Origin of the sequence: Nocardioides sp. 503 (assembly GCF_004522095.1) — a bacterium.
GTDB lineage: Bacteria > Actinomycetota > Actinomycetes > Propionibacteriales > Nocardioidaceae > Nocardioides.
This window is the reverse complement of record NZ_SPUI01000003.1, coordinates 1,217,429-1,239,764: the sequence shown is the minus strand read 5'-3', so window position 1 is coordinate 1,239,764 and position 22,336 is coordinate 1,217,429. Positions and strand designations below refer to the sequence as shown.

The 22,336-nt window shown below is 73.4% G+C and carries 17 protein-coding genes; 9 read left to right on the top strand and 8 right to left on the bottom strand.

The genetic code is table 11. The features are described from left to right. Positions 1–24: 24 nt before the first annotated feature. Positions 25–810 carry a DUF881 domain-containing protein gene (locus tag E4622_RS13035; protein WP_134740581.1) on the bottom strand — a complete coding sequence of 262 codons (786 nt, stop codon included), beginning with the start codon at positions 808–810 and terminating at the stop codon, positions 25–27. 69 nt (positions 811–879) lie between these two features. Here E4622_RS13035 and E4622_RS13030 point away from each other — a divergent pair, with 69 nt between their 5' ends. Beyond that, positions 880–1,341: a cell division protein CrgA gene (locus E4622_RS13030; RefSeq protein WP_134740580.1), complete on the top strand. Its 462-nt coding sequence runs from the start codon at positions 880–882 to the stop codon at positions 1,339–1,341. Positions 1,342–1,502: 161 nt separating this feature from the next. On the opposite strand, the gene E4622_RS13025 is transcribed toward E4622_RS13030, so the two are convergent. Further along, entirely contained in the window at positions 1,503–2,414 is a 912-nt protein-coding gene (locus E4622_RS13025; protein ID WP_245156002.1) for a rhomboid family intramembrane serine protease, read from the bottom strand. Positions 2,415–2,440: 26 nt separating this feature from the next. Then, the gene (locus E4622_RS13020; protein ID WP_134740579.1) at positions 2,441–2,953 is read right to left on the bottom strand and encodes a peptidylprolyl isomerase; all 513 of its coding nucleotides are present in this window, start codon (positions 2,951–2,953) and stop codon (positions 2,441–2,443) included. 164 nt (positions 2,954–3,117) lie between these two features. Here E4622_RS13020 and E4622_RS13015 point away from each other — a divergent pair, with 164 nt between their 5' ends. Beyond that, positions 3,118–3,774: a DLW-39 family protein gene (locus E4622_RS13015; protein ID WP_134740578.1), complete on the top strand. Its 657-nt coding sequence runs from the start codon at positions 3,118–3,120 to the stop codon at positions 3,772–3,774. Positions 3,775–3,828: 54 nt separating this feature from the next. Here E4622_RS13015 and E4622_RS13010 read toward each other — a convergent pair whose 3' ends face one another. The 4 genes from E4622_RS13010 to E4622_RS12995 are packed head-to-tail and all read right to left on the bottom strand — an operon-like array spanning position 3,829 to position 6,791. Continuing rightward, positions 3,829–4,848: a lysophospholipid acyltransferase family protein gene (locus E4622_RS13010; RefSeq protein WP_134740577.1), complete on the bottom strand. Its 1,020-nt coding sequence runs from the start codon at positions 4,846–4,848 to the stop codon at positions 3,829–3,831. After that, positions 4,845–5,690: a patatin-like phospholipase family protein gene (locus tag E4622_RS13005; protein ID WP_134740576.1), complete on the bottom strand. Its 846-nt coding sequence runs from the start codon at positions 5,688–5,690 to the stop codon at positions 4,845–4,847. Before E4622_RS13005 ends, E4622_RS13010 begins: the two co-directional genes overlap by 4 nt. A gap of 4 nt (positions 5,691–5,694) precedes the next feature. Further along, entirely contained in the window at positions 5,695–6,045 is a 351-nt protein-coding gene (locus E4622_RS13000) for a DUF3817 domain-containing protein (RefSeq protein ID WP_134740575.1), read from the bottom strand. Further along, the gene (locus E4622_RS12995) at positions 6,042–6,791 is read right to left on the bottom strand and encodes an SURF1 family protein (protein ID WP_167736069.1); all 750 of its coding nucleotides are present in this window, start codon (positions 6,789–6,791) and stop codon (positions 6,042–6,044) included. Before E4622_RS12995 ends, E4622_RS13000 begins: the two co-directional genes overlap by 4 nt. A gap of 522 nt (positions 6,792–7,313) precedes the next feature. Between E4622_RS12995 and E4622_RS12990 the strand changes: the two genes are divergently transcribed. The 5 genes from E4622_RS12990 (at position 7,314) to E4622_RS12970 (ending at position 17,968) form a co-directional block, all read left to right on the top strand. Next, positions 7,314–8,285, top strand: coding sequence for a MoxR family ATPase (locus E4622_RS12990; protein ID WP_134740573.1), 972 nt, complete (start codon positions 7,314–7,316; stop codon positions 8,283–8,285). A gap of 11 nt (positions 8,286–8,296) precedes the next feature. After that, the gene (locus E4622_RS12985) at positions 8,297–9,502 is read left to right on the top strand and encodes a DUF58 domain-containing protein (protein WP_134740572.1); all 1,206 of its coding nucleotides are present in this window, start codon (positions 8,297–8,299) and stop codon (positions 9,500–9,502) included. Beyond that, positions 9,499–11,802: a transglutaminase domain-containing protein gene (locus E4622_RS12980; protein WP_134740571.1), complete on the top strand. Its 2,304-nt coding sequence runs from the start codon at positions 9,499–9,501 to the stop codon at positions 11,800–11,802. The genes E4622_RS12985 and E4622_RS12980 overlap by 4 nt, the downstream gene beginning before the upstream one ends. Positions 11,803–11,844: 42 nt before the next feature. Further along, the gene (locus E4622_RS12975) at positions 11,845–12,873 is read left to right on the top strand and encodes a phosphatase domain-containing protein (RefSeq protein ID WP_134740570.1); all 1,029 of its coding nucleotides are present in this window, start codon (positions 11,845–11,847) and stop codon (positions 12,871–12,873) included. Positions 12,874–13,033: 160 nt separating this feature from the next. Continuing rightward, a complete protein-coding gene (locus E4622_RS12970; RefSeq protein WP_134740569.1) occupies positions 13,034–17,968 on the top strand; it encodes a carboxypeptidase regulatory-like domain-containing protein in 4,935 nt (1,644 codons plus the stop codon). 75 nt (positions 17,969–18,043) lie between these two features. Here E4622_RS12970 and E4622_RS12965 read toward each other — a convergent pair whose 3' ends face one another. Next, on the bottom strand, positions 18,044–19,219 hold the full coding sequence (locus E4622_RS12965; protein WP_134740568.1) for a YibE/F family protein: 1,176 nt from the start codon (positions 19,217–19,219) through the stop codon (positions 18,044–18,046). A 157-nt stretch (positions 19,220–19,376) separates the two neighbouring features. Between E4622_RS12965 and E4622_RS12960 the strand changes: the two genes are divergently transcribed. Next, on the top strand, positions 19,377–21,434 hold the full coding sequence (locus tag E4622_RS12960; RefSeq protein ID WP_134740567.1) for a hypothetical protein: 2,058 nt from the start codon (positions 19,377–19,379) through the stop codon (positions 21,432–21,434). Continuing rightward, positions 21,431–22,321, top strand: a complete 891-nt coding sequence (locus tag E4622_RS22815) for a GNAT family N-acetyltransferase (RefSeq protein WP_167736068.1) — start codon at positions 21,431–21,433, stop codon at positions 22,319–22,321. Before E4622_RS12960 ends, E4622_RS22815 begins: the two co-directional genes overlap by 4 nt. Positions 22,322–22,336: the final 15 nt, after the last annotated feature.

Genomic DNA, 22,336 nt, shown 5'->3' with positions numbered 1-22,336 from the left:
GTCGCGTCTCGAAACCCCCCGGACCTATCCCTGCTTGCGGAGCACCTCGGCGTGCTGGACGTCGAGCAGCCCGTCGTACGCCGGCGCCTCGACGTCGTCCTCGGCCTCGAGGTCCCAGCCGACGGAGATGTCCGGCAGCTGGGCGCGCTGGAGGTAGTAGTCGACGTCCTCGTCGTCGATGACCGCGTCGCCCAGGGTGTCGGGGTCGCCGACGGCCTGGATGACGTAGGGCTGGGCGTAGGGGATGCCCTGCAGGAGCACGGCGTTGCCGTGGCACTTGATGCCGGTGGTGCTGACGACGCGCTGGCCCTGGATGGTCACCGCGCTGGCGCCACCGCGCCACATGGCGTTGACGACGGCCTGGATGTCCTGCTGGTGCACGACGAGCAGCGAGAGCTTGCGGGTCGTGGAGTTGATGACGTCCTCGGGGGCGTCCGAGAGGGTCACGGTGACGCCGGGCCCGCGGCGCGGCTCGAGGCCGGCGGGGTCGCGGAGGTCCTCCACCCGGCGGCGCAGCTTGTTGACCTTGCGGTCCTTGACGCCGGCGGTGAGCGTGTTGACGTCCTCGGTGAGGTCGTCGAGGCGGCCCTTGAGCTGGTCGTACTTCTCCGCCTCGGTGTCCACCAGGCCGGCGAGGTCGGAGTAGCGACCGGGGCGCAGGTCGGTGCCCTCGCTGTTGTAGGCGCTGATCGCGAACAGCGAGCCGCTGAGCAGCAGCACGACCGGCGTCCCGATGCGCCAGGCGCCGCGCTTGCGGCGCGGACGCTCCGGCGGTGGCCCCGAGGGGCTCGCGTGGGAACCGGACGTCATGCCGACTAAGGTATCCCGCGACCCGCGGCGAGACGTCGCGGCGGCGCCACCGCGACGAGGAGCAGAACCGTGTCCAAGCTCAAGGCCAACGATCCCTTCGCGGAGCCGGGGGGCAAGCTGCTGACGCCACGCTCCGTGGTCTCCCTGCTGCTGGTCGTGCTCGGCATCGCCTGGATCGTCTTCTACTACTTCGCCGTGCGCCCCGACCCGAGCGTCCTCCCCACGCCCAAGGCCGGCAACCCGAAGTTCATGGCCGACCTCAAGGACTGGAACTACCTGATCGGCTTCGGCGCGCTGTTCCTGGGCCTGGCCCTGGCCGCCCACCCGTCCACGCCGCTGGGCCGCGGCCGGGGCGTCGTCGTCGGCATGCTCGGCTGCTTCATCCTCGGGCTGCTGTGGATCTGCACCTTCTACGTCATCAGCGACGACCCGTCGCGCATCTGGGTCTTCAACGACCTCGGCCAGAAGAACCTGTTCGTCGGCATCGCCTTCATGGCCGTGGGCTTCACCTACGCCACGCGCTGGGAATGAGCTGACCCCCCGCTGACCCGCCCGGAACTTTCGGGCGGGTCAGCGGCGTTTCGGGGCGTGGAGCAGAGTTCTCCACAGGAAAGTCCACAGGTGTGGAGGAGTTACACGCGTGTGGTTCTCCACATCTGTGGAGGAACCTGTGGACTCGCGACCGGGGCGGCTCAGCCGGTGAGGACGGCGGAGCGGGCGATGACGGCCAGCGCCAGGGCCGCGGCCAGGAAGACCAGGATGCCGACCTGGAACTGCGTGCGGTTGCGGCGCGGGGCGTAGACCAGGGCGGCCGCGATGACGATGCCGCCGACCAGGCCGCCGAGGTGGGCCTGCCAGGAGATGAACTGCGCGCCGACGACGGTGATCACGACGTTGATGCCGATCCAGGTGAGGACCGACTGGACGTTGCCGCCCACCTTGAAGGCCACGACGAGCAGCGCGCCCATCAGCCCGAAGACCGCACCCGAGGCGCCGAGGGTGGCGCCGCGCTCCGCCGCCAGCCAGTAGACCGCGGTGGAGCCGGCCAGGCCGGAGAGCAGGTAGAGCGCCAGGAAGCGGGCGCGGCCCAGGATGAGCTCGAGCTGCGGCCCGAGCGCGTAGAGGGCGAACATGTTGAACGCGATGTGCCAGATCTCGACGTGGGCGAACATGCTGGTCGCGAGCTGCCAGTAGGAGCCGTCGGCGACGCCGGGGACGAACTCCTGCCCGGGCGCCACGCAGGTGGCCTCGGTGAGGTTCGGGAAGTAGTTGTTGAGGTCCGAGGTGAAGCAGGTCCCCACCGGGGTCAGCGCCAGCCGGTCGATGAGCTGGCTGGTCTTCCAGCCGGTCGCGACGATCGCGAACCAGACCGCGACGTTGATGCCGATCAGCGCGATCGTCGTCGCGCCCGGGTTGCTGGGCCGGATGCCGCCGTACGCCGTGCGGGCGGTGCGCATCGTCTTGGCACCCTCGGCCACGCAGTCGGGGCACTGGAAGCCCACCGAGGCCTGGCGCATGCAGTCGGGGCAGATGACCTTGCCGCAGCGCTGGCAGCGGACGTACGACTCCCGCCCGGGGTGCCGGTAGCACGTGGTGACCGGCACCCCGGGGACGGGAGCAGGGTGGTCGCTCAGGAAGCCACGACCTCGACCGACTCGATCACGACGTCGTCCTGCGGACGGTCGCCGGCACCGGTCGGGGCCGAGCCGATGGCGTCGACGACCTCGCGGGAGGCCTGGTCGGCCACCTCGCCGAAGATGGTGTGCTTGCGGTTGAGCCACGGCGTGGCGCCGAGGGTGATGAAGAACTGCGAGCCGTTGGTGCCCGGTCCGGCGTTGGCCATCGCGAGCAGGTAGGGCTTGTCGAAGACGAGCTCGGGGTGGATCTCGTCCTTGAACGTGTAGCCGGGGCCGCCGGTGCCGGTGCCGAGGGGGCAGCCGCCCTGAATCATGAAGCCCTCGATGACCCGGTGGAAGCCCAGTCCGTCGTAGAACTTGCCCGTGCGGCCGTTGCCCGCGTCGTAGGACTTCTCGCCGGTCGCGAGGCCGACGAAGTTGTCGACCGTCTCGGGGGCGTGGTTGCCGAACAGGTTGACGGTGATGTCGCCCTTGTTGGTCTTGAGGATGGCCTGCTGCTCCGCCATGACTGCCTTTCGCCTGGGATGTCCGGCGCCTGTGCTGCCGCGCCGGTTTGCGGGATCGATCCTCGCACGGGTCGCAAGGCGGGGGCGCGCAGGTCACCCCCCTGGGGGTGGCCTGCTCACCACGGGCATGGTGGGATGGAAGGACCCCACAGAAGGAGCGCTTGATGGGACTGCGCAAGAAGAAGACGTTGATGGACCAGGCCAGCGAGTACGTCGAGGCAGCGAAGCCCCACGTCGAGGCGGCCTACGAGTCGGCGCGCGAGTTCGTGCAGGACACCGCCGTGCCGGCGCTCCTCGACGCCAAGGACAAGGCCGCCCCCGTGCTGGCCGACGCCCGCGACAAGGCCGCCCCGGTGATCGCCGACGCCCGCACCAAGGCCACTGCGGCCGCGAGCGACGCGCGTGACAAGGCAGCCCCGCTGCTGGCCACCGGTGCCGCGCTCGCCACCGAGAAGGCGGCCTCCGCCAAGTCCGTGGCCGACGCGAAGGTCGCCCGCCTCAAGGGCGAGCCCGAGCCGAAGAAGGGCGGGAAGCTCAAGAAGTTCCTGCTGTTCGCCGGCATCGCCGGTGTGGTCGCGTTCGTGGCCAAGAAGCTGCAGGGCGGCGACGCGGCCGCCGACAACTGGCAGTCGTCGTACGTCCCGAGCCCGGCTCCGACGCCGGCGCCCGCGCCGACCGACACCGCGACCGTCCCGCCGACCGACGACCCGGGCGGCTCCTCGCCCGACGAGGCCCTGGCCGACCTGGCCGAGACCCCGCACCCCGTCACCACGCCGGACGAGCCGGCCGAGGTCGTCGAGGTAGAGGACCCCAAGTCCTGACCTGACGACCCGCTCCACCGCTGACCCGCCCGAAACTTTTCGGGCGGGTCAGCGTCATTTGCGGCGCGGGTCGGTGTCCTTGGCGCTGTGCTCGTCGATCCAGGCGTCGATGCGCTCCCACCAGCCGAAGAGCCAGTCGATGCGCTCCTCGCGCCCCTCGGGGATCTCGTCGCGCGGCACCGTCCACCAGCGCATGACGATCCGCTTGTCCATCGGCAGCTCGCGCCAGAGGTCCCCGACGGTGAGCAGGTGGTCGAGCCCCGTGTGAGCGACCAGCACGACGTCGGCCTCGGGGGCCGCGTCGAGGGCGGCGATGAAGCCGCCGGGGCGCGGCGCGAGGACGTTGGTCATCGCCTCGGCGCGCTCGGCCATCCGCTCCAGACCCAGCTTGCGCAGCTTGTCGATCGCGCGCTGGCGCCGGGCCGGGGTGAAGTTGCCGCCCTCGGGGAAGATCACGAAGGCGTCGTTCTCGTCGAGGTCCGTGGCCAGCGCCGCGATCTGGCTCTCGAGGTCCTCCCCCGCCGCGGGGTGCGGCGAGATGAAGCGCGCGGGGATCCGGCGCAGCACGACGTCGATCATCGGGTCCCACGCGAGGGTGTCCTTGAGGACGACGCGCGGCTCCCGGGAGTACCAGTGCATGAGGGCGTGGACCAGCGTGAACGAGTCGCCCGGCCCGGCGTGCCGGCAGGCGACGAGCAGCGGCCGGCCCGGGTGGGCGTCGGGGTCGGGGCCGTCGGTCTCGATCGTCAGCTTGAGCACCCGCCTGGCCTCGCGGAAGAACACCCACATCACGCCCTGCACCAGGTCGTAGTGGATGCCCTCGAAGTACGGCGAGCGGATGCGGCGCCCGAACCCGCTGGCCAGCCACAGCCCGAGCAGCACCAGCAGCATGAGGGCCTCGATCGTGAGGTAGACCAGCACGACCCACGCCAGCCGCAGCGCCCGCCACCGCCCCGGCAGCAGCGGTGAGAGGGCGGCGGCGCCGACCAGCCACAGCGGCAGCGTCAGCCACAGCACGCCGGCGAGCCCCACCACGGCGGGGGCGACGACGACCCGGCGCAGCAGTCGCGTCACAGGTGCTCGTCGAGGTAGGCGAGCCCGGCGTCGTAGGTGCGGTCGATGCGCTCCTCGACCGTGCGGAAGTCGCGGGTGCCGAAGAGGGTGTCGTCGCGCGCCGACGTGCCGCGCGCGGGCAGGACGTGGCAGTCCACGCCGTCGGGCAGCTCGGCCAGCTCGCGGGCGAAGCGGTGCCGGCGGGCGATCTCGAAGGACACCCGCGCCACCTCCCACGGCCGCTTGGGCACGCTGAGCGGCCGGTCGATGCGGCCCACCTGCAGGACGAAGACGCGGGTCGCGCCGAGCTGGACGGCCCGGCCCAGCGGGATGGAGTTGACGATGCCGCCGTCGAGGTAGTGCTCCTCGCCCACCTTGGCCGGCGGCAGCAGCCCGGGTACGGCGGCGCTCGCGATCACCGCGTCCACCACCGGGCCGGTCGTGAACCAGTGCTCGGCGGCCCGCTCGATGCTGGCCGCGACCACCTGGAAGCGCACCGGCAGCTCCTCGAAGGTGACGTCGCCGAGCTCCTCGCGCAGCCGCTGGGTCAGGGGCCCGGAGGAGTAGATGTGCGTGCCGGTCGAGACCGCGCGGCGCACGGTGCGCAGCGGCCTGTCGCCGTAGACCTCGCGCCCCGACTCGCTCGCCCCGCGCCACAGCTCCAGCAGCCGCGGGACCACCGCCGCGGTGGGGTCCTGGGCCACCAGCGCGCCGTTGAGCGCGCCGACGCTCGTGCCGAGCACCAGGTCCGGCACCACGTCGCGCTCGAAGAGCGCGCGGAGCATCCCGACCTCGACCGCGCCGAGGACCCCACCGCCGCCGAGGACGAAGGCGGTCGTCACGCCGTCGCCGGCCGAGGGCATGGGGCTAGGCCGCGCTGGGCGCGAGCTCGTCGCCGTGCTCGGCGCGCACCCGCGCGGTGGCGCGGTGCTCGGCCCAGAAGCTCAGCACCGGCACGGTGCCGCACAGCAGCGTGACCACGGTGAACCCCAGCTCCCAGCCGGCCTTGCGGGACAGCAGGAACGCCGTCACCAGGAAGATCATGTAGAGCCAGCCGTGGGCCACGCCGAGGTTGGTGGTGATCCACTCGCCGGCCTCCTGGCCGCCGGAGCCTTCCTCGAGGAGGTACTTCAGCGGCATCCCGACCAGGATCAGCACGATCAGCAGGACACCCACGATCGTGGCCATCACGCGGTAGCGGGTCAGGGTGCCGTTCACGCCTCCGAACGTACCCGGTCGTCCTGGGTCACAGGCTCCGGGGGCACGCGCTCCTCGCGCACGAACCGCCACCAGATGAAGGCCGCGAACCCGCCGAAGACCCACCACTCCAGCGCGTAGAGGAAGTTGCGCAGCGCCGTGAACCGACCGGGCGAGGGCAGCTGCTCCAGGGTGGCGGCCTGCAGACCGCCCAGTGGCTCGGTGGCCACGCCGTAGGCGCCGTAGAGGTCCTGGTCGACGTGCTGCACGAGGTCGGCGGTGCGCAGCTGCGGGAGCACGTCGTCGCTCGGGTCGTCGTCGGCCTGCCCGGTGCCCTCGGTCGGCTGCAGCCAGGCGACCACCTCGGCGGTGCCCGAGGGCGCGGCCGGGGCGTCCTCGACGCGCTCGGTCCAGCCGCGTACGACGGGCAGCGCGGGCCCGTCCGCGGCCCCGACCGCCAGCGGCGTCACGACCCAGAAGCCGGACACGCCGTCGACCTCGCGGCCCTCGACGAAGACCGTGGAGTCGGGCAACCAGGTGCCCGAGACCTCCACGGGCTGCCCGACCTTGTCGCCCGGGAACGGGTCGTCGCTGCCCATCACGTCGGCGAGCGGGAGCGGCTCCAGCTGCGTCAGGTCGACGGCCTCGGACTCGCGGTGGGCCTGCCACGCGCCGTACTGCCAGACGCCCAGGCCGCACGCCACGCCCACGCAGACCAGCGCGAGCAGGTGCGCGCCGATCATCCGGGGGGAGAGGTAGGCGCGCACGCCTCCAGCGTACGGAGCCCCCGTCGCAGCGCCCCCGCCGTGGGTTGAGGAAGGCGCGCAGCGCCTGTCTCGAAACTCCGCGACCCCACCCAGCGCCATCGCCCCACTCACCAGGTTTCGAGACGGTTGCTGCGCAACCTCCTCAACCAACGACGACCACCCCCGGAGGTTGAGGAAGGCGCGCAGCGCCTGTCTCGAAACCCCGCGACCCCACCCAGCGCCGCCGCCCCACTCACCAGGTTTCGAGACGGTTGCTGCGCAACCTCCTCAACCAACGACGACCACCCCCGGAGGTTGAGGAAGGCGCGCAGCGCCTGTCTCGAAACCCCGCGACCCCACCCCAACGCCGCCGCCCCACTCACCAGGTTTCGAGACGGTTGCTGCGCAACCTCCTCAACCCACGACGGGCAGCCTCCCGAGAGGGTTGCTGCGCAACCTTCTCAACCAACGAGCCGGCGCGGGTTTCGAGACGGTTGCGGCGCAACTCCCGCACGCACCGGCGCCCACGGGTAGCCTCCGGCCATGACGTTGAGCACCGAGCAGGCGCAGTGGTTCCGCTCGGGGTTCACCGACATGGTGGACAACATGGGGCAGGCGCTGCTGGGCAAGGACCACGTGGTGCGGCTGTCGCTGACGTGCCTGCTGTCCGAGGGCCACCTGCTCCTCGAGGACCTGCCCGGCACCGGCAAGACGATGCTGGCGCGCGCGCTGGCCAACACCGTCGAGGGCCGGCACGCGCGGATCCAGTTCACGCCCGACCTGCTGCCCACCGACGTGACCGGCGTGACCGTCTACGACCAGCAGAAGGGCACCTTCGAGTTCCACCCCGGGCCGATCTTCCACGACATCGTGCTGGCCGACGAGATCAACCGGGCCTCGCCCAAGACGCAGTCCGCGCTGCTGGAGGTCATGGAGGAGGGGCACGTGACCGTCGACGGCGTCACGCACGACGTGCCCCGGCCCTTCATGGTGATCGCCACCCAGAACCCCATCGAGCAGGCCGGCACCTACCGGCTCCCCGAGGCCCAGCTCGACCGCTTCCTGATGAAGAGCTCGGTCGGCTACCCCGACGCCGAGTCGACCGAGGAGCTGCTGCTCTCCTCCCACATCCGCGACCGCGCCGAGCTCGTGAAGCCGATCGCGACGACCGCCGTCATCGCCGAGATGTCGGCGCTGGCCGCCCAGGTGCACATCGACCGCTCGCTGGTCACCTACATCCGCCAGCTCGCCGAGGCCTCGCGCGACCTGCGCCACGTCCGCATGGGCCTGTCCGCCCGTGGCTGCCTGGCCCTGGTGCGGGTGGTCAAGACCTGGGCCGCCGCCGACGGCCGTACGGCGGTCGTCCCCGAGGACGTCAACACCCTCGCCGAGCCGGTGCTGTGCCACCGCCTCCTGCTCGACCCGCAGGCGCAGTTCAGCGGCGTCACGATCGCCGAGGTGATCGCCGAGCTGCTGTCCTCGGTGCCGCCGCCCCTCGACCGCGCCCGCGGCTGACCCGGGCGACCGTGCCCGACCTGCGCCGCCTGGCGCGCCTCGCGCTGGCGAGCATCACCCCCGCCGGCCGCGCCGTGATCGTGCTCGGGGTGGTGAGCACGGTGATCGCCTCGCAGGCCGGCTACGAGGAGTTCCACCTGATCTCGGTGATGTGTGGGCTGCTGGTGCTCGTCGCGCTGCTGCTGTTCGCGCTGCCCACCCGCGTGCGGGCCCGGCTCGAGCTGCGCCCGGCGCACACCGTCGCCGGGGAGACCGGGCTCGGCGAGCTCCGGGTCACCAACCTGCGGCTCACGCCGCTCTACCACCCGCTGGTCAGCGTGCCGCTGGACGCCGCGCGCGACGACCGCCGCGGCGCGCAGCGCGTGCACGTGCGGATGCCGGTGCTGCGCCGCAACCAGACGGAGGTCGAGCAGTTCGAGGTGCCCGCCGTACGCCGTGGGGTGCTCCGCGTCGGGCCCGCCGGCGCGCGCCGTACGGACCCGCTGGGGTTCTTCCAGCGCCAGGCCGCCTGGTCGGAGTCCGCCGAGCTGCTCGTGCGCCCGCGCATGGTGTCGGTCGAGGGGCTCGGGCCCGGGTCGGTCAAGGACCTCGAGGGCACGCCCAGCGACCAGGTGTCGATGAGCGACCTGGCCTTCCACGCGCTGCGCGAGTACGTGCGCGGCGACGACCTGCGCCACGTCCACTGGCGCTCCTCCGCGCGGGCCGGGCGCCTCTACGTGCGCCAGTACCACGACACCCGCCGCAGCCACGTCGTCGTCCTCGTCGACGACACCCGCGCGGCCTACGCCGACCCCGAGGACTTCGAGCTGGCGCTGCAGATCGCCGCGTCGGTGGTCATGCGGGTGGCCCTGGACGAGTTCGACCTGAGCCTGGTGTGCGGGCCCCAGCAGCTCTCCGGCGCCGCCCACCACGTCCTCGACGCGTTCTGCTTCTCCGAGCTGGCCGCGGGCGACCTGGTCGTCGCCGCCCGCACGGCCGCCCACCTGGCGCCCGACGCCAGCCAGCTGATCGTCGTGTCCGGCGGTCAGCTCGACACCGGGCTGCTGCCCGAGGTGCGCGCGGCCTTCGCCGACGACGTGCGCTTCCTGGGCTTCCGCGCCGACCGGCAGGCCGACCCCGACGCGGTCGGCGCGCAGGGCCCGCAGCTGGTCACCGTCACCGAGCTCGAGCGGCTGCCGGGACTGCTGGCGGGCCACGTCCGGGGGATCGTCCAGTGAGCGCCCCCGACCTGACGCCGCACCTGCGCCCAGCACCGCGGCCGCGGCGCCCTCCTCGCGAGCCGGTGGTGAAGTCCTTCCACGTCTGGGACCTGGTGCTGGTCTTCGCCCTCACGGCGATCGCGCTCGTCGGGTGGGAGTCGACCTTCAACGGTCCCGGCTGGTGGGTGGCCGGTGGGCTGGCCGCCCTGGTCGGGATCCTGGTCGCGGTGCTCGTCGTCTCCGCCCACGGCGGCGTGGAGCTCGTGACCTTGGCGCTGCTCGTCGGCTACTACCTGGTGTCCGGGCCGATCGTCGAGGGCACCCCTCGCCTCGACGGCCTACGGACGTTGGAAGCCGGGGTCCGGGCCAACTCCGAGGGCTGGACGGTCCTGCTCGGCACCCATCCCCGGATCGACGCCTCGGGCGCGGTCCTGATCGCGCCGGTGCTCCTCGGCCTCGTCTCCGCCGGCATCGGCGCGGCCCTGGCCATGCGCAGCACCCGCGCGGCGCTGCCGCTGGTGCCGCCGACGCTCGTGCTCGGCGCGGTCCTGATGCTGGCGCAGCCCGAGCCGGTCTCGGTGCTGCTGCAGGGGGTCGGCTACGGCACCCTCGCGATGCTGTGGATGCGCCTGCGCGGGCTGCGCATCGACGAGGCCGCCCACGGTCGCGACCCGGCCCGGGCCTGGCGGCTCGTGGGCAGCGTGGCGCTGGTCGTGGTCGTGGCCCTCATCGCCGGGCTGCTGGCCAGCACGGGAGGCTCGGGCGACCGGCTGCTGCTCAGCCGCACGCTGGCGCCGTACGAGGTGGAGCAGCTCTCGACGCCGCTCGACGAGTTCCGCGACTTCACACGCCAGGAGCGCAGGCCCGACGGCAACGTCTTCGAGACCAAGCTCTTCACCGTCGAGGGCGCCCCCACCGGTGCCCGGCTCCGGCTGGCCACCCTCGACACCTACGACGGCTCCAGCTGGCGCGCCGACAACGACACCGACCCCACGCGGCAGGACGACCGCTTCCTGCGGCTCTCGACGACGATCGAGAACCCGTCCTCCGGCAAGGAGCGCAGGATCACCGTCCGGCCGACCAAGAAGTACACCGACCCGTGGGTGCCCACGGTGGGGGCGCTGCGGTCCTTCCAGTTCCTGGGGTCGGCGCGCCCGGACGCGCAGTCGCACCTGCGCTACAACCCGGCCACGCAGACCGCGGTCATGGACGACCGGCTGGAGAAGGGCGACGCCTACCTGTTCACGACCGCCCTGACCGGCGGCCTGCTCAAGCAGCGCATGTCGCCCTCGGACCGGCTCGACACCGAGCTCTACGACCAGGCGGCGTTCCTACAGCCCGCCGTCGAGGCGTGGGCCGCGGGTGCGAAGTACCCGATGCAGGCGCTCTTCCAGGTGGCCGCCCGGCTCAAGGAGGTCGGGCGCTACAGCTCCGGCTCGGAGCCGTGGGAGTCGGGCTTCCGCCCCGGTCACAGCGAGCAGCGCCTCGGGGACGGCTTCGTGCTCGGGGACCCGACGGCCGGCGACGACGAGCAGTACGCCGCCACGATGGCGTTGATGGCCACCCGCCTGGGGATCCCGGCCCGGGTGGTCGTCGGCGCCGTCGTGCCCAGGTCGGGCACCGTGCGCGGCAAGGACGTGCAGGCGTGGGTGGAGGTGCGGATCGAGGACGGCTCCTGGCGCACCCTGCCGACCGAGACCTTCATGGGACGCAAGCCCCCCGAGCGGGGCGGCCTGGAGGGCCCGGAGCCACGGACCTTCCCGCCGTTCGAGCCGCCCACCCCCGAGGTGGGCGAGGAGCCGGAGGCCGAGGAGCCGCCGGCGGACGAGGAGGCGGAGGACTCCGCGGGCGACTCCTCCCCCGGGGTGCCGTGGCGCCTGGTCGTGCTGCTGCTGCTCGTGCTGCTCGTCGCCGCCATCCCCCTCGCGAAGCTCGTGCGCCGCCGCCGACGCCTGGCCGCGCGCCGGGTCACCGCGCGCTACGCCGGCGCGTGGCTCGAGCTGGTCGACCGGGCCCGCGACCTCGGCACGCCCGTGCCCGGCGGCCTCACCCGGCCCGCCGAGGCGCGGGCGGTGGCGCACCCCGACGACGGCGTGGCCGGCGACCGGGACGTCGGATCGCTGCTGACCCTCGCCGCCGAGGCGGACGCCCGCATCTACGGCGCCGACGAGCCGGCCGCCGCCGACGCGGCGGCGTTCTGGGCGCTCGTGCGCGACCGCCGCTCGGGCCTCGCCGCCGACGTGCCGCTGCGACGGCGCGTCTGGGCGGTGTTCAACCCGGCGTCGCTGCGGCCGCCGCCGTCCGGCGGCGACGCGTAGCGGCAGACCTCGGCGGCCGCACACGGCGGTAGGTTCCGGGGCATGAGCCCGACCCACCACGCCGCCCGGATCGAGGACCGGCTGCACGGCCTCCTGGAGGCCCGGCTCGTGGCGCGCGGCTGGACGCCGCACCTCACGCCGTACGTGGGCTACGGCGGAGCCGGCTGGGTGCGGGTCCTGGCCCGGGTGCTGCTCGCGCCGCCGCGCACGCCGCGCGAGGCCCGCCCCGAGCGGCGCGGGTGGCGGCGGTTCACCAGCGTGTCGGCGGACGGCATCGAGGTGACGGTGCAGGTCGGCGAGGCGACGCACGTGGTGACCAGCGGTCGCGACGGCTACGTCGACGTCCGGCTGCCCTGCGACCTGCCGCCGGGATGGGGCAGCGTCGAGCTGTCCGTCGGCGACACCCCGCCGGTCACCGCACCGGTGCGGATCGTCGGCGACGGCACGACGTACGGGATCCTCAGCGACGTCGACGACACCGTGATCGTGACGATGCTCCCGAAGCCGCTGCTCGCCTTCCGCAACGCCTTCCTCGTGCACGAGAGCGCGCGCCGGCCCGTGCCGGGCATGGCGGCGCTGTACGCCGACGTCCTGGCCGCGCACCCCGACGCCGCCGTCGTCTACCTCTCCACCGGCGCGTGGAACACCGCCGGGGCGCTCGGCGACTTCCTCGACCGCAACGGCTACCCGCCCGGTCCGCTGCTGCTGACCGACTGGGGGCCGACGGCCGAGGGCTGGTTCCGCTCCGGCCGGGCCCACAAGCACGCGCAGCTCGAGCGGCTCTTCGCCGACCTGCCGCAGGTGCGGTGGCTGCTCGTCGGCGACGACGGCCAGCACGACCCCACCATCTACGCCGAGGCGGCGCAGGCCCACCCCGACCGGGTGCGTGCGATCGCGATCCGCCAGCTGAGCGTCGGCGAGCAGCTCGCGCACCACGGCCTGCCCACCGGCCCCGACGCCCTGACCGACGCCGCGACCGAGGGTGGCACGCCGGCGGTGTGGGCTCCCGACGGCGCCGGACTGCGGGCCGCGCTCGAGGACCGCGGGCTGCTGCGGAGGGGTAGTCCCTAACGAATTCGTGGTCGCTGAGGGCGGATCACCACGATTTTGTGAGGGACTATCCGTCCGCGGCGTCTCCCGGATGGCCGATCTCGGCCAGCCGGGTGACCGGTCTCGGCCAGTCTCGGCGTTCGCGCCACGCGAAGAGCCTTGCTTAACTACGGTCCGTTGCATGCTCCCCCACCGCTCCACCCGTGTACTCGCGCGCCCTGGCGCCCGCGGCCGCCTGGTCGCCCTGGCCCTCGGCCCCCTGCTCGGCATCGCCGGCCTCGCCGCCGTGCCCGCCCCGGCCTCAGCCGCCGCTGCTGCGGCCGCCCCCACCAACGACGACTTCGCCGCCGCCCAGGTCCTCGGCGACCTGCCCGCCACCGTGACCGGTGACAGCAGCGACGCGACCAAGGAGCCCAACGAGCCGTCGCACGCCGGCGCCCCGGGCGGCGCCTCCGTCTGGTACTCCTGGACCGCCGCGGCCGACGGCTTCGTCTCGGTCGACCCCGCCGGCACCGGCTTCGACACGGTCGTCGGGGTCTACACCGGGCCGGCGGTCGGTGACCTGAGCTCGGTCGCCGCCGCCGATGACGGCGACGGGGGGCTCCAGGGAGCCGCCTCGTTCGAGGCGGCCGCGGGCACGACGTACCGGATCGCGCTCGACGCCTACGACGGCACCGGTGGGCAGTTCACCCTCACCGTGGCCGCCTCCGGTCCGCCCACCGGCGCCATCAGGGGCCAGGCCACCGACAGCGCCGCCGAGCCGCTCACCGGGATCTGCGTCGACGCCTACGCCACCGAGGGCCAGTCCGCGAAGCAGGCGGTCACGGACGGGACCGGCTACTACACGCTGCCGGACCTGCCCGTCGGCGACTACCGGGTGCGCTTCAGCGACTGCGGCACCGGTGCCTTCGTGACCGAGTTCTTCAACGACGTGACCACCTACGACGACGCGACCGCCGTCCGCGTGCGCGCCGACGCCCAGACCACCGGCATCGACGGCCAGCTCGCCGCGGCCGGCTCGGCGGGATCCCTCTCCGGGCGGGTCGTCGACCGCAACAGCAACGGGCTCGCCGACGTCTGCGCCGACGCCTACTCCGCCGAGGGCACCTCGGTCGGCCGCGCAGTGACCGACTACGCCGGTGACTACCGGATCTACGGGCTGGCGCCCGGCTCCTACCGCGTCGGCTTCGGCGACTGCGGCTCCGGCGCCTTCCCCGAGTTCTACGACGACGTCGCCACCTACGCCCTCGCCAAGGACGTCACGGTCGTCGCGGGCACCCGGACCAGGGACATCGACGCGCAGGTCTCGCTGCCCTCCGACCCGGCGATCATCACCGGCCGGGTCACCGACGACCAGGGCGACCCGCTCGCCAACATCTGCGTGACCCCGTCCGTCGCCGGGCAGAACCAGGCGTGGCAGGTCCGCACCGACGGCGACGGCCGCTACTCCGTCGAGGTCATCCCCGAGACCTACATCATCGAGTTCCTCGACTGCGGCCTGGGCTACCCGATCCAGGAGTGGTACGACAGCAAGACCGCGGCCACGGCCGACACCTTCACGGTGACCACCGGGCGCCCCACCGTCATCGACGCCAGCATGGTCATCGGCGGGCACGTCTCCGGCACGGTCAAGAACGACGCCGGCGCCGTGCTGCCCAACATCTGCGTGGACCTGTGGAACCAGAACCAGACCCGCGTCCAGGACCCGGTCGTGACCGGCAGCGGCGGCACCTACCGCTTCCGTGACGTCGTGCCCGGCACGTACGTCGTCGGCTACCGCAACTGCCGCAACGCCGGCCCCTACGCCGACGAGTTCTACTCCGACGCCGCCACGTTCGCGGCCGCCACCGCGGTCGTCGTCCCCCGCGCCGGCACCGCCGTCGCGGACGGCACCCTCGAGCGCATCCCCGAGCCCGACACCCAGATCGTGACCGGGCCCGCCGAGGGCTCGACGATCACCAGCACCACGGCGACCTTCACGTTCGCGAGCGTCCCGGCCGGGGCCGCCCGCTCGTTCGGCTGCCAGATCGATTCGCGCCCCTGGGCGGTGTGCACCAACCCCAAGACCTTCACCGGTCTGAGCCAGGGCTCGCACACCTTCCGCGTCTACGCCATCGGCGAGGGCGGCGTCGAGGACCCGACCGAGGCGACGCGCACGTTCCGCGTGGACACCACGGCCCCCAACACCTTCCTCGACACCGGGGTCGCCGAGGGCGCCACGATCGCGACGACGACCACGACCTTCACCTTCCGGGGCACGGCCGGCGGCACGGCGAAGCTCCAGTGCCAGCTGGACGACGCTGCGTGGGCCGACTGCACCAGCCCCCTGGCCCTGACCGGCCTCGGTGAGGGCGCGCACACCGTGCGCTTCCGCGCCCAGGACGCGGTCGGCAACACCGACGCCTCCCCGGTCGTCCGCTCGTTCCGCGTCGACACCGTCGCACCCGAGACCACGGTCGACTCCGGTCCCGCCGACGGCGCGGCCATCGCGACCGGCGCGGCGACGTACACCTTCTCCGGCACCGCCGGCGACACCGCCAAGCTCCAGTGCCGCGTCGACGCCGGCGCGTGGGCCGACTGCACCAGCCCGCTGGTCCTGACCGGCTTGAGCGAGGGCGAGCACACCGTGCTGTTCCGCGCGCAGGACGCCGCCGGCAACGCCGACGCGACGCCGGCGAGCCGGACCGTCACCGTCGACACCACCGCGCCGGACACGACCATCGACTCCGGCCCGGCCGAGGGCGCCAGGCTCGCGACCGACGAGGCGACGTTCGGCTTCTCCGGCACCGCGGGTGACACCGCGAAGCTCGAGTGCCGCGTCGACGCGGGCGAGTGGGCGGACTGCACCAGCCCCGCCACCTTCACCGGCCTGGGCGACGGCGACCACACGGTGGCCTTCCGGGCGCGGGACCGCGTGGGCAACGCCGACGCGACGCCCGCGGTGCGGACGTTCCGCGTGGACACCGCCGCTCCGGACACGAGCGTGGACTCCGGCCCGGTCGAGGGCGCCGTGCTGGCGACCGACGCGGCCACGTTCGCCTTCTCCGGCACCGTCGGCGACACCGACGCCTTCCAGTGCCGGGTCGACGACGGCGACTGGGCCGCCTGCGCCAGCCCGCTGGCGCTCACCGAGCTGGCCGAGGGCGAGCACACCGTGCGCTTCCGCGCGGTGGATGCGGCCGGCAACGCCGACGCGACGCCCGTGGTGCGGACGTTCGCCGTCGACACGGTGGCACCCGAGACGAGGATCGACTCCGGTCCGGCCGACGGTGCGACGCTGACGACCGGCGCGGCGACGTTCGGCTTCTCCGGCACCGCCGGCGACACCGACGCCTTCCAGTGCCGGGTCGACGACGGCGAGTGGGCCGACTGCACCAGCCCGCTGGCCCTGACCGGACTAGACGACGGCGAGCACACCGTGCGCTTCCGCGCCCGGGACGCCGCCGGCAACGAGGACGCCACGCCCGCCTCGCGGACGTTCACCGTCGACACGGTCGCGCCCGACACGACGGTCGACTCCGGTCCGGCCGAGGGTGCGGTGCTGACGACCGGCACGGCGACGTTCGGCTTCTCCGGGACCGAGGGCGAGACGGCGCTGCTGCAGTGCCGGGTCGACGACGGCGAGTGGACCGAGTGCACCAGCCCGCTGGCCCTCACCGGCCTGGCCGACGGCGCGCACACCGTGCGCTTCCGCGCGGTCGATGCGGCCGGCAACGCCGACACGACGCCCGCGACGCGGTCGTTCACCGTCGACACCACCGCACCGGACACGACCGTCGACTCCGGGCCGGCCGACGGGGCGACCCTGGCGACCGGCGCGGCGACGTACGTCTTCTCCGGCAGCGCGGGCGACACCGACGCCTTCGAGTGCCGGGTCGACGACGGCGAGTGGGCCGACTGCACCAGCCCGCTGGCCCTCACCGGCCTGGCCGACGGCGAGCACACCGTGCGCTTCCGGGCGCAGGACGCCGTGGGCAACGCCGACGCGACGCCTGCGGTCCGGACGTTCACCGTGGACACGACCGCGCCGGACACGACGGTCGACTCCGGTCCGGCCGACGGCGCGGTGGTGACGACCTCGTCGGCGACGTTCGGCTTCTCCGGCACCGCCGGCGACACCGACACGCTCCAGTGCCGGGTCGACGAGGGCGAGTGGGCGAGCTGCACCAGCCCGCTCGTGCTCGACGACCTGGCCCAGGGCGAGCACACCGTGCGCTTCCGGGCTCGGGACGCCGCCGGCAACGTCGACGCCACGCCTGCGGTGCGGACGTTCACCGTCGACACGGGCGCGCCCGAGACCACGGTCGACTCCGGCCCGGCCGACGGCGCGGTGCTGACGACCGCGTCGGCGACGTTCGGCTTCTCCGGCACCGTCGGTGACACCGCCAAGCTCCAGTGCCGCCTCGACGACGGCGACTGGGCCGCGTGCACCAGCCCGGCGACGTTCGCCGGGCTGTCCGAGGGCGAGCACACGGTGCGCTTCCGGGCCCAGGACGCGGCCGGCAACGCCGACGCCACGCCGGCGGTCCGCAGGTTCACCGTCGACACGGTCGCCCCCGACACGGTCGTGAGCTCCGGCCCCGCGGACGGGTCGGTCCTGACCACCCGCTCCGCGACGTTCGCCTTCGCCGGCAGCGCCGGCGACACCGCCTCGGTGCAGTGCCGGGTGGACGCGCAGGCGTGGGCGGCGTGCACCAGCCCGGCGACGTTCGGCTCGCTGACTGACGGGGCGCACACCGTGGCGTTCCGCGCGGTGGACGCGGCGGGCAACGTCGACGCCAGCCCGGCGACGCGCACCTTCCGCGTGCAGGTGCCGGTGGTCGTGACGCCTCCCGCGGCGACCGCGACACAGCTGACGATGACGGCGCCGCGCAGCGTCAAGGCCGGGAAGAAGGTCACGCTGAAGATCCGGCTGACCGGCGTGACCTCCGGGACCGTCGTGATCCGCGACGGCCGCAAGGTCGTGCGGACGGTGGTGGTCAAGGGCAAGCTCGTGCTGAAGCTGAAGCTCAAGCCCGGCAAGCACAAGCTGGTCGCGTCCTACGCCGGCAGCCGCACCACCAAGGCGTCGGCCTCGCCCGTGCGCGTCGTCGTCGTCAAGCGCGCCAAGCGGTAGGGCGGGCGGTTCGTCGCGATAGTCCCTCACGAATTCGTGGTCCCGGAGGCCGGAAGACCACGAATCTGTGAGGGACTATCCGGCCGTGGGGGCTGGCTGCTTGCGGCGGAAGCCGAGGGCGGCCAGCCCGGTGGTGATCGGGACGGCGGCGATCAGGCCGATGGTCGCGACCGCGCTGCGGACGATCTCCTGGGCGATGACCTGGTCGGTCAGCACGCCGCCGGGGGAGTCGTCCGCGGCGACGATCAGGATGAGCAGCGGCAGCGACGAGCCGGCGTACGCCAGGATGATCGTGTTGACCACCGACGCGATGTGGGAGCGGCCGACGCGGCTCGCCGCGCGGTAGAGCTGGCGGGCGCCGTACGACGGGTTGGCGCGGGCCAGCTCGGTCACCGTGACGGACTGGGTGACCGTGACGTCGTCGAGCACGCCCAGCGAGCCGATGACGATGCCGGCCAGGAGCAGGCCGCGGGTGTCCACCCCCTGGGTCATCGCCACCGACCCGGAGATGTCGTCGGTGATCCCGGTGAGGTGCAGGCCGGCGACCGCGAGCCACGACAGCAGGCCGGTCAGCGTCAGGCTCGCGAGGGTCCCGAGCAGCGCGACCGTCGTGGACAGCCCGGGCCCGTGGGTCAGGTAGAGCACCGTGAGCATGACCGCCGCCGAGCCGACGATGGCCACCAGGAGCGGCGGCTCGCCGGCCAGGATCGCCGGGACGACGAAGAGCAGCAGCAGCCCGAACGTCACGCCCAGCCCGGCGAGCGCCATCAGGCCGCGCCACCGGCCGAAGGCCACCAGCGCCAGGGCGAACGCCGCCGCCAGCACCCACAGTCCACGACCGCGCTGGTGGTCGACGATCGTGTACGTCGCTCCGTCGGGCGCCTCGACCGCCACCAGCACGACGTCGTCGCCGTCGGCCACCTCCGGCGCCCCGGCGCCGTTGGGCAAGGGCACTGTCACGTCCCGGGCGCCGTCGACCTCTTGCTCCAGCCGGACGACGGCGCTGCCGCACCCGTTGACGTCGTCCTCGAGCCGCTCGGTGCAGTCCTCGCGCTGCAGCGACACCACGGTCCCGGCGTACTGGTCCGCCGACGCCTGCTGCTGCTCGGGCACGGCGTCGTCGGAGGGCCACAGCCAGGCCATCGCACCCAGCGTGAGCAGCGCGATCGGCACGATCACCAGCCAGGCGACCAGCGGGGTCCGGGTCTCGCCGGGAGCGGCGTGCCGCGCGTGCGAGTGCTGTCCGCCCATCCGTCGGTCCCCCGCCCTCGTCGTCGGCTCGGTCCGTCCACGCTAGCGGCCAGGACCGCTTCCCCGCCGCGGTGGGCACGCAGTGCCCGGCCCGCCGGGACCACCAGATTGCGCCAAAACCCAGTCAACGGTGCGGATGCGGCCATATGGTCACGCCATGTCACACACGGGGTTGCGTCAGGGACTGGCAGCGAGCGCGGTCGCCGCGCTCACGATCACGGGTCTGGCGACGGCCCCGACGGCCCACGCGGACCCGAGCGGCCCCGCGGCGGTGCTGGTCAGCCTGAGCAGCGGCATCGCCTCGACCAAGACCGACAGCGAGATCTCGGCGACGTACCCGATCCGGCTCGTCGCCGCCCGCCTCGACCCCGGTGCGGTGATCACCTTCGAGGCCAACGCCGACCCCCAGGCCGGCGACGCGGCTGCGGGGTGGACCGACATCGGCCAGAACAACGTGCAGGACGAGGGCGACTTCCTCGTCACGTCGTGGAACGGCGGTCTCGTCAACGCCGGCGACCTCGTCGGCAAGCGGGTCTCGGTGCGCGTGGTGTCGACGCTGCCGGGCCAGGACCCGACGTACTCCACCCGTCACGACGTCGCGGTCACCGGTGAGGCCTCGCCGGCGGACAGCGTGTCCTTCACCGGGTTCAGCGGCGGCGTCTTCACGCAGCCCTACGACTCCTCGCAGCGCACCCAGCAGCTCGTCGGCCTGACGGGCAACACGACGGCCACGAGCGGGCAGGTGGAGCTGTCGCAGTGGCGCCAGGACGACGGGACCTTCCACGGCCTGACCGACGCCGCCGTGTCACCCGCGGACCTCAAGGTCTCGGCGGTCAACAACTTCACCTACGTCGACGGCGGTCGGTTCGACGCGGCCGTCGAGCTGTCGGCGTTCGACGCCACGATCGGTGACCGCGTCGCGGTCCGGGCGGCCCTGGCCGGCGGAGGGAGCAGCGACGAGGTCGACACCGGGGTGCTCTACGAGCAGACCATCCAGTCCCTCGGCGTGCTTTCCAACAAGACGGTCACGACCTCGGAGGGCACCAGCATCACCCTCTCCGTCACCGACGTGCAGGGCTACGGCGTCGCTGGGGCCGAGGTCCGCCTCGGCGACGGCTCGCTCGTGGGCTACACCGACGGCGCGGGGCGGATCCGGCACGTCCAGCCCAACAGCACGACGGCGACCTACTACGTCAACACCACCGACGTCGACGAGTACGAGGCGAGCACCGACCGCGCGCTCGAGAACTACGAGACGCCCGCCTACACGCCCGAGGCGGCCGGGGTCGAGCTGCTCCTGGCCGACGGCAAGGTCTTCGACGACCAGGAGTACGCCGCCGGCGACATCGCGCTCCAGGTCGTCGACCAGGAGGGCGAGCCGTTCCCGGGCGTGCGCGACCTGGAGTACCGGCTCTACCCGACCGGCGGCCAGGCCCCGGGCGACACGACGGTCTCGACCAACGCGTCGGGCCGGGCGGTGGTGCCCTTCAACCCCGCCGCCGCCTCCGACGGCGCCCTGACCCTGCAACACACCGACGGCGACGACCTCGAGGACTTCCGGCGCCACACGATCGTGGCGGGCGACTCGACGCTCCGGCTCAGCCCAGGCGCCGGCACGGCTGCCACCGGTGGACAGGTCGCCTACGCCGGCAGCCTGCGCGTCGGCGAGTGGCCGGTCGCCGGTCGCGCGATCGCGCTCAACTATGTCCGCGGCGTCGAGATGGTCCCCGGCAAGGACGCCGACGCCGGGATCCTCCTCGGCGGTGCCCGCAAGCTGACCGGCTCCGCGACCACGAGCGAGGCCGGCACCTTCACCGTCACGGTGGCCGACGCCGTCGAGCCCGTCGCCGCCAGCGAGATCGGCGCGCTGCGCGCCGAGGCGAAGGCCGCGAAGGAGACCGGGACCGCCACGGTGAGGTTCGGCTCCGGCAAGAAGGGGACGGCCAAGATCAAGCTCACCGGCTCCAGTAAGGGTGCGAAGCCCGACCGTCTGGTCGTCACCGGCCCGGCCTCGGTGGCCGGCGAGAGGGTGCGTCTCTTCACGAAGGTCGGCCGCAAGTGGAAGGCCGTCAAGACTGTCGTGCTCGACGGCCGGGGTCGTCGTACCGTCACCGTCAAGGACACCAACGGCGCGGCCAGCACCACCTACCGCGCCCAGCTGCTGCCCAGCAAGCGCGTCCAGGGCTCCACGTCGGGCACCAAGAAGCTCCGGTGAGCCGCGCCCGGGTGCTGGCGATGCCCGGGCCCGAGCTCGCCGCCTGGCGTGAGGCCCGGGCCGCGGACGGCTCGCCGCTGCCCGAGCCTGCTCGGGACGGCACGCAGGAGGCGGTGACCCTCGAGGTCGAGGGGGTCGCCGTCGGCGGCGCCCTGCTGGAACTCACCCCCGACGTCGGCGGCACCCGCTGCTCGGTTCGCGTCCTGCAGACGACCCTCCCCCGCGACGCCGACGAGCACTGGGCCGCGGCCGTCGCCGCGCTGGAGGCGCACGGGCGTGGCCTCGGCGCGGCCGTGCTCGTCGTCGGGGTGGCTCCCGAGCTCGCCCGCGTCTTCACGGCCGCCGGCTTCCTCGCCACGATGACCGGCATCGGCAAGCGCCTCGACCCCGGCTCCGCGCCCGAGCTCCAGGAGGACCGGCGCGTCGCCGTACGGCCGATGACGCGCGAAGAGCGCGAGCGGTACGTCGTCGACGTCCGCGGCCTGCTCACCGACGGCATGGAGCGCGCCGGCGTGGTGTCCCCTGCTGCGGGACGCAACGAGGAGCTCGAGGAGCGCCTCGCCCGCGTGTCCCTCGATCCCCCGCCGGAGGACGAGATGCTCATGGTCGCCGAGGTCGACGGCACTCCGGTGGGCCGCGCCTGGGGCACCTTCGTCGAGCGCGACGGCGCGCTCGACTTCCTCGGCCACTCGATCGACCTCTTCCCCGAGCACCGCGGCCAGGGCCTCACCAAGTCGTTCCTCGGCGCCCTGCGTCGCCACGCCCACGAGGTCGGCGTCCGCGACGTCCACCTGCGCGTCTACGGCCACGCCGAGAGCGCCCGCCGGACCTTCGTCGCCGCCGGCGCCGGCGTCGGCGACGTCCACCTGCGCAAAGAACTCGACTGATCGACTCGGGGAGTC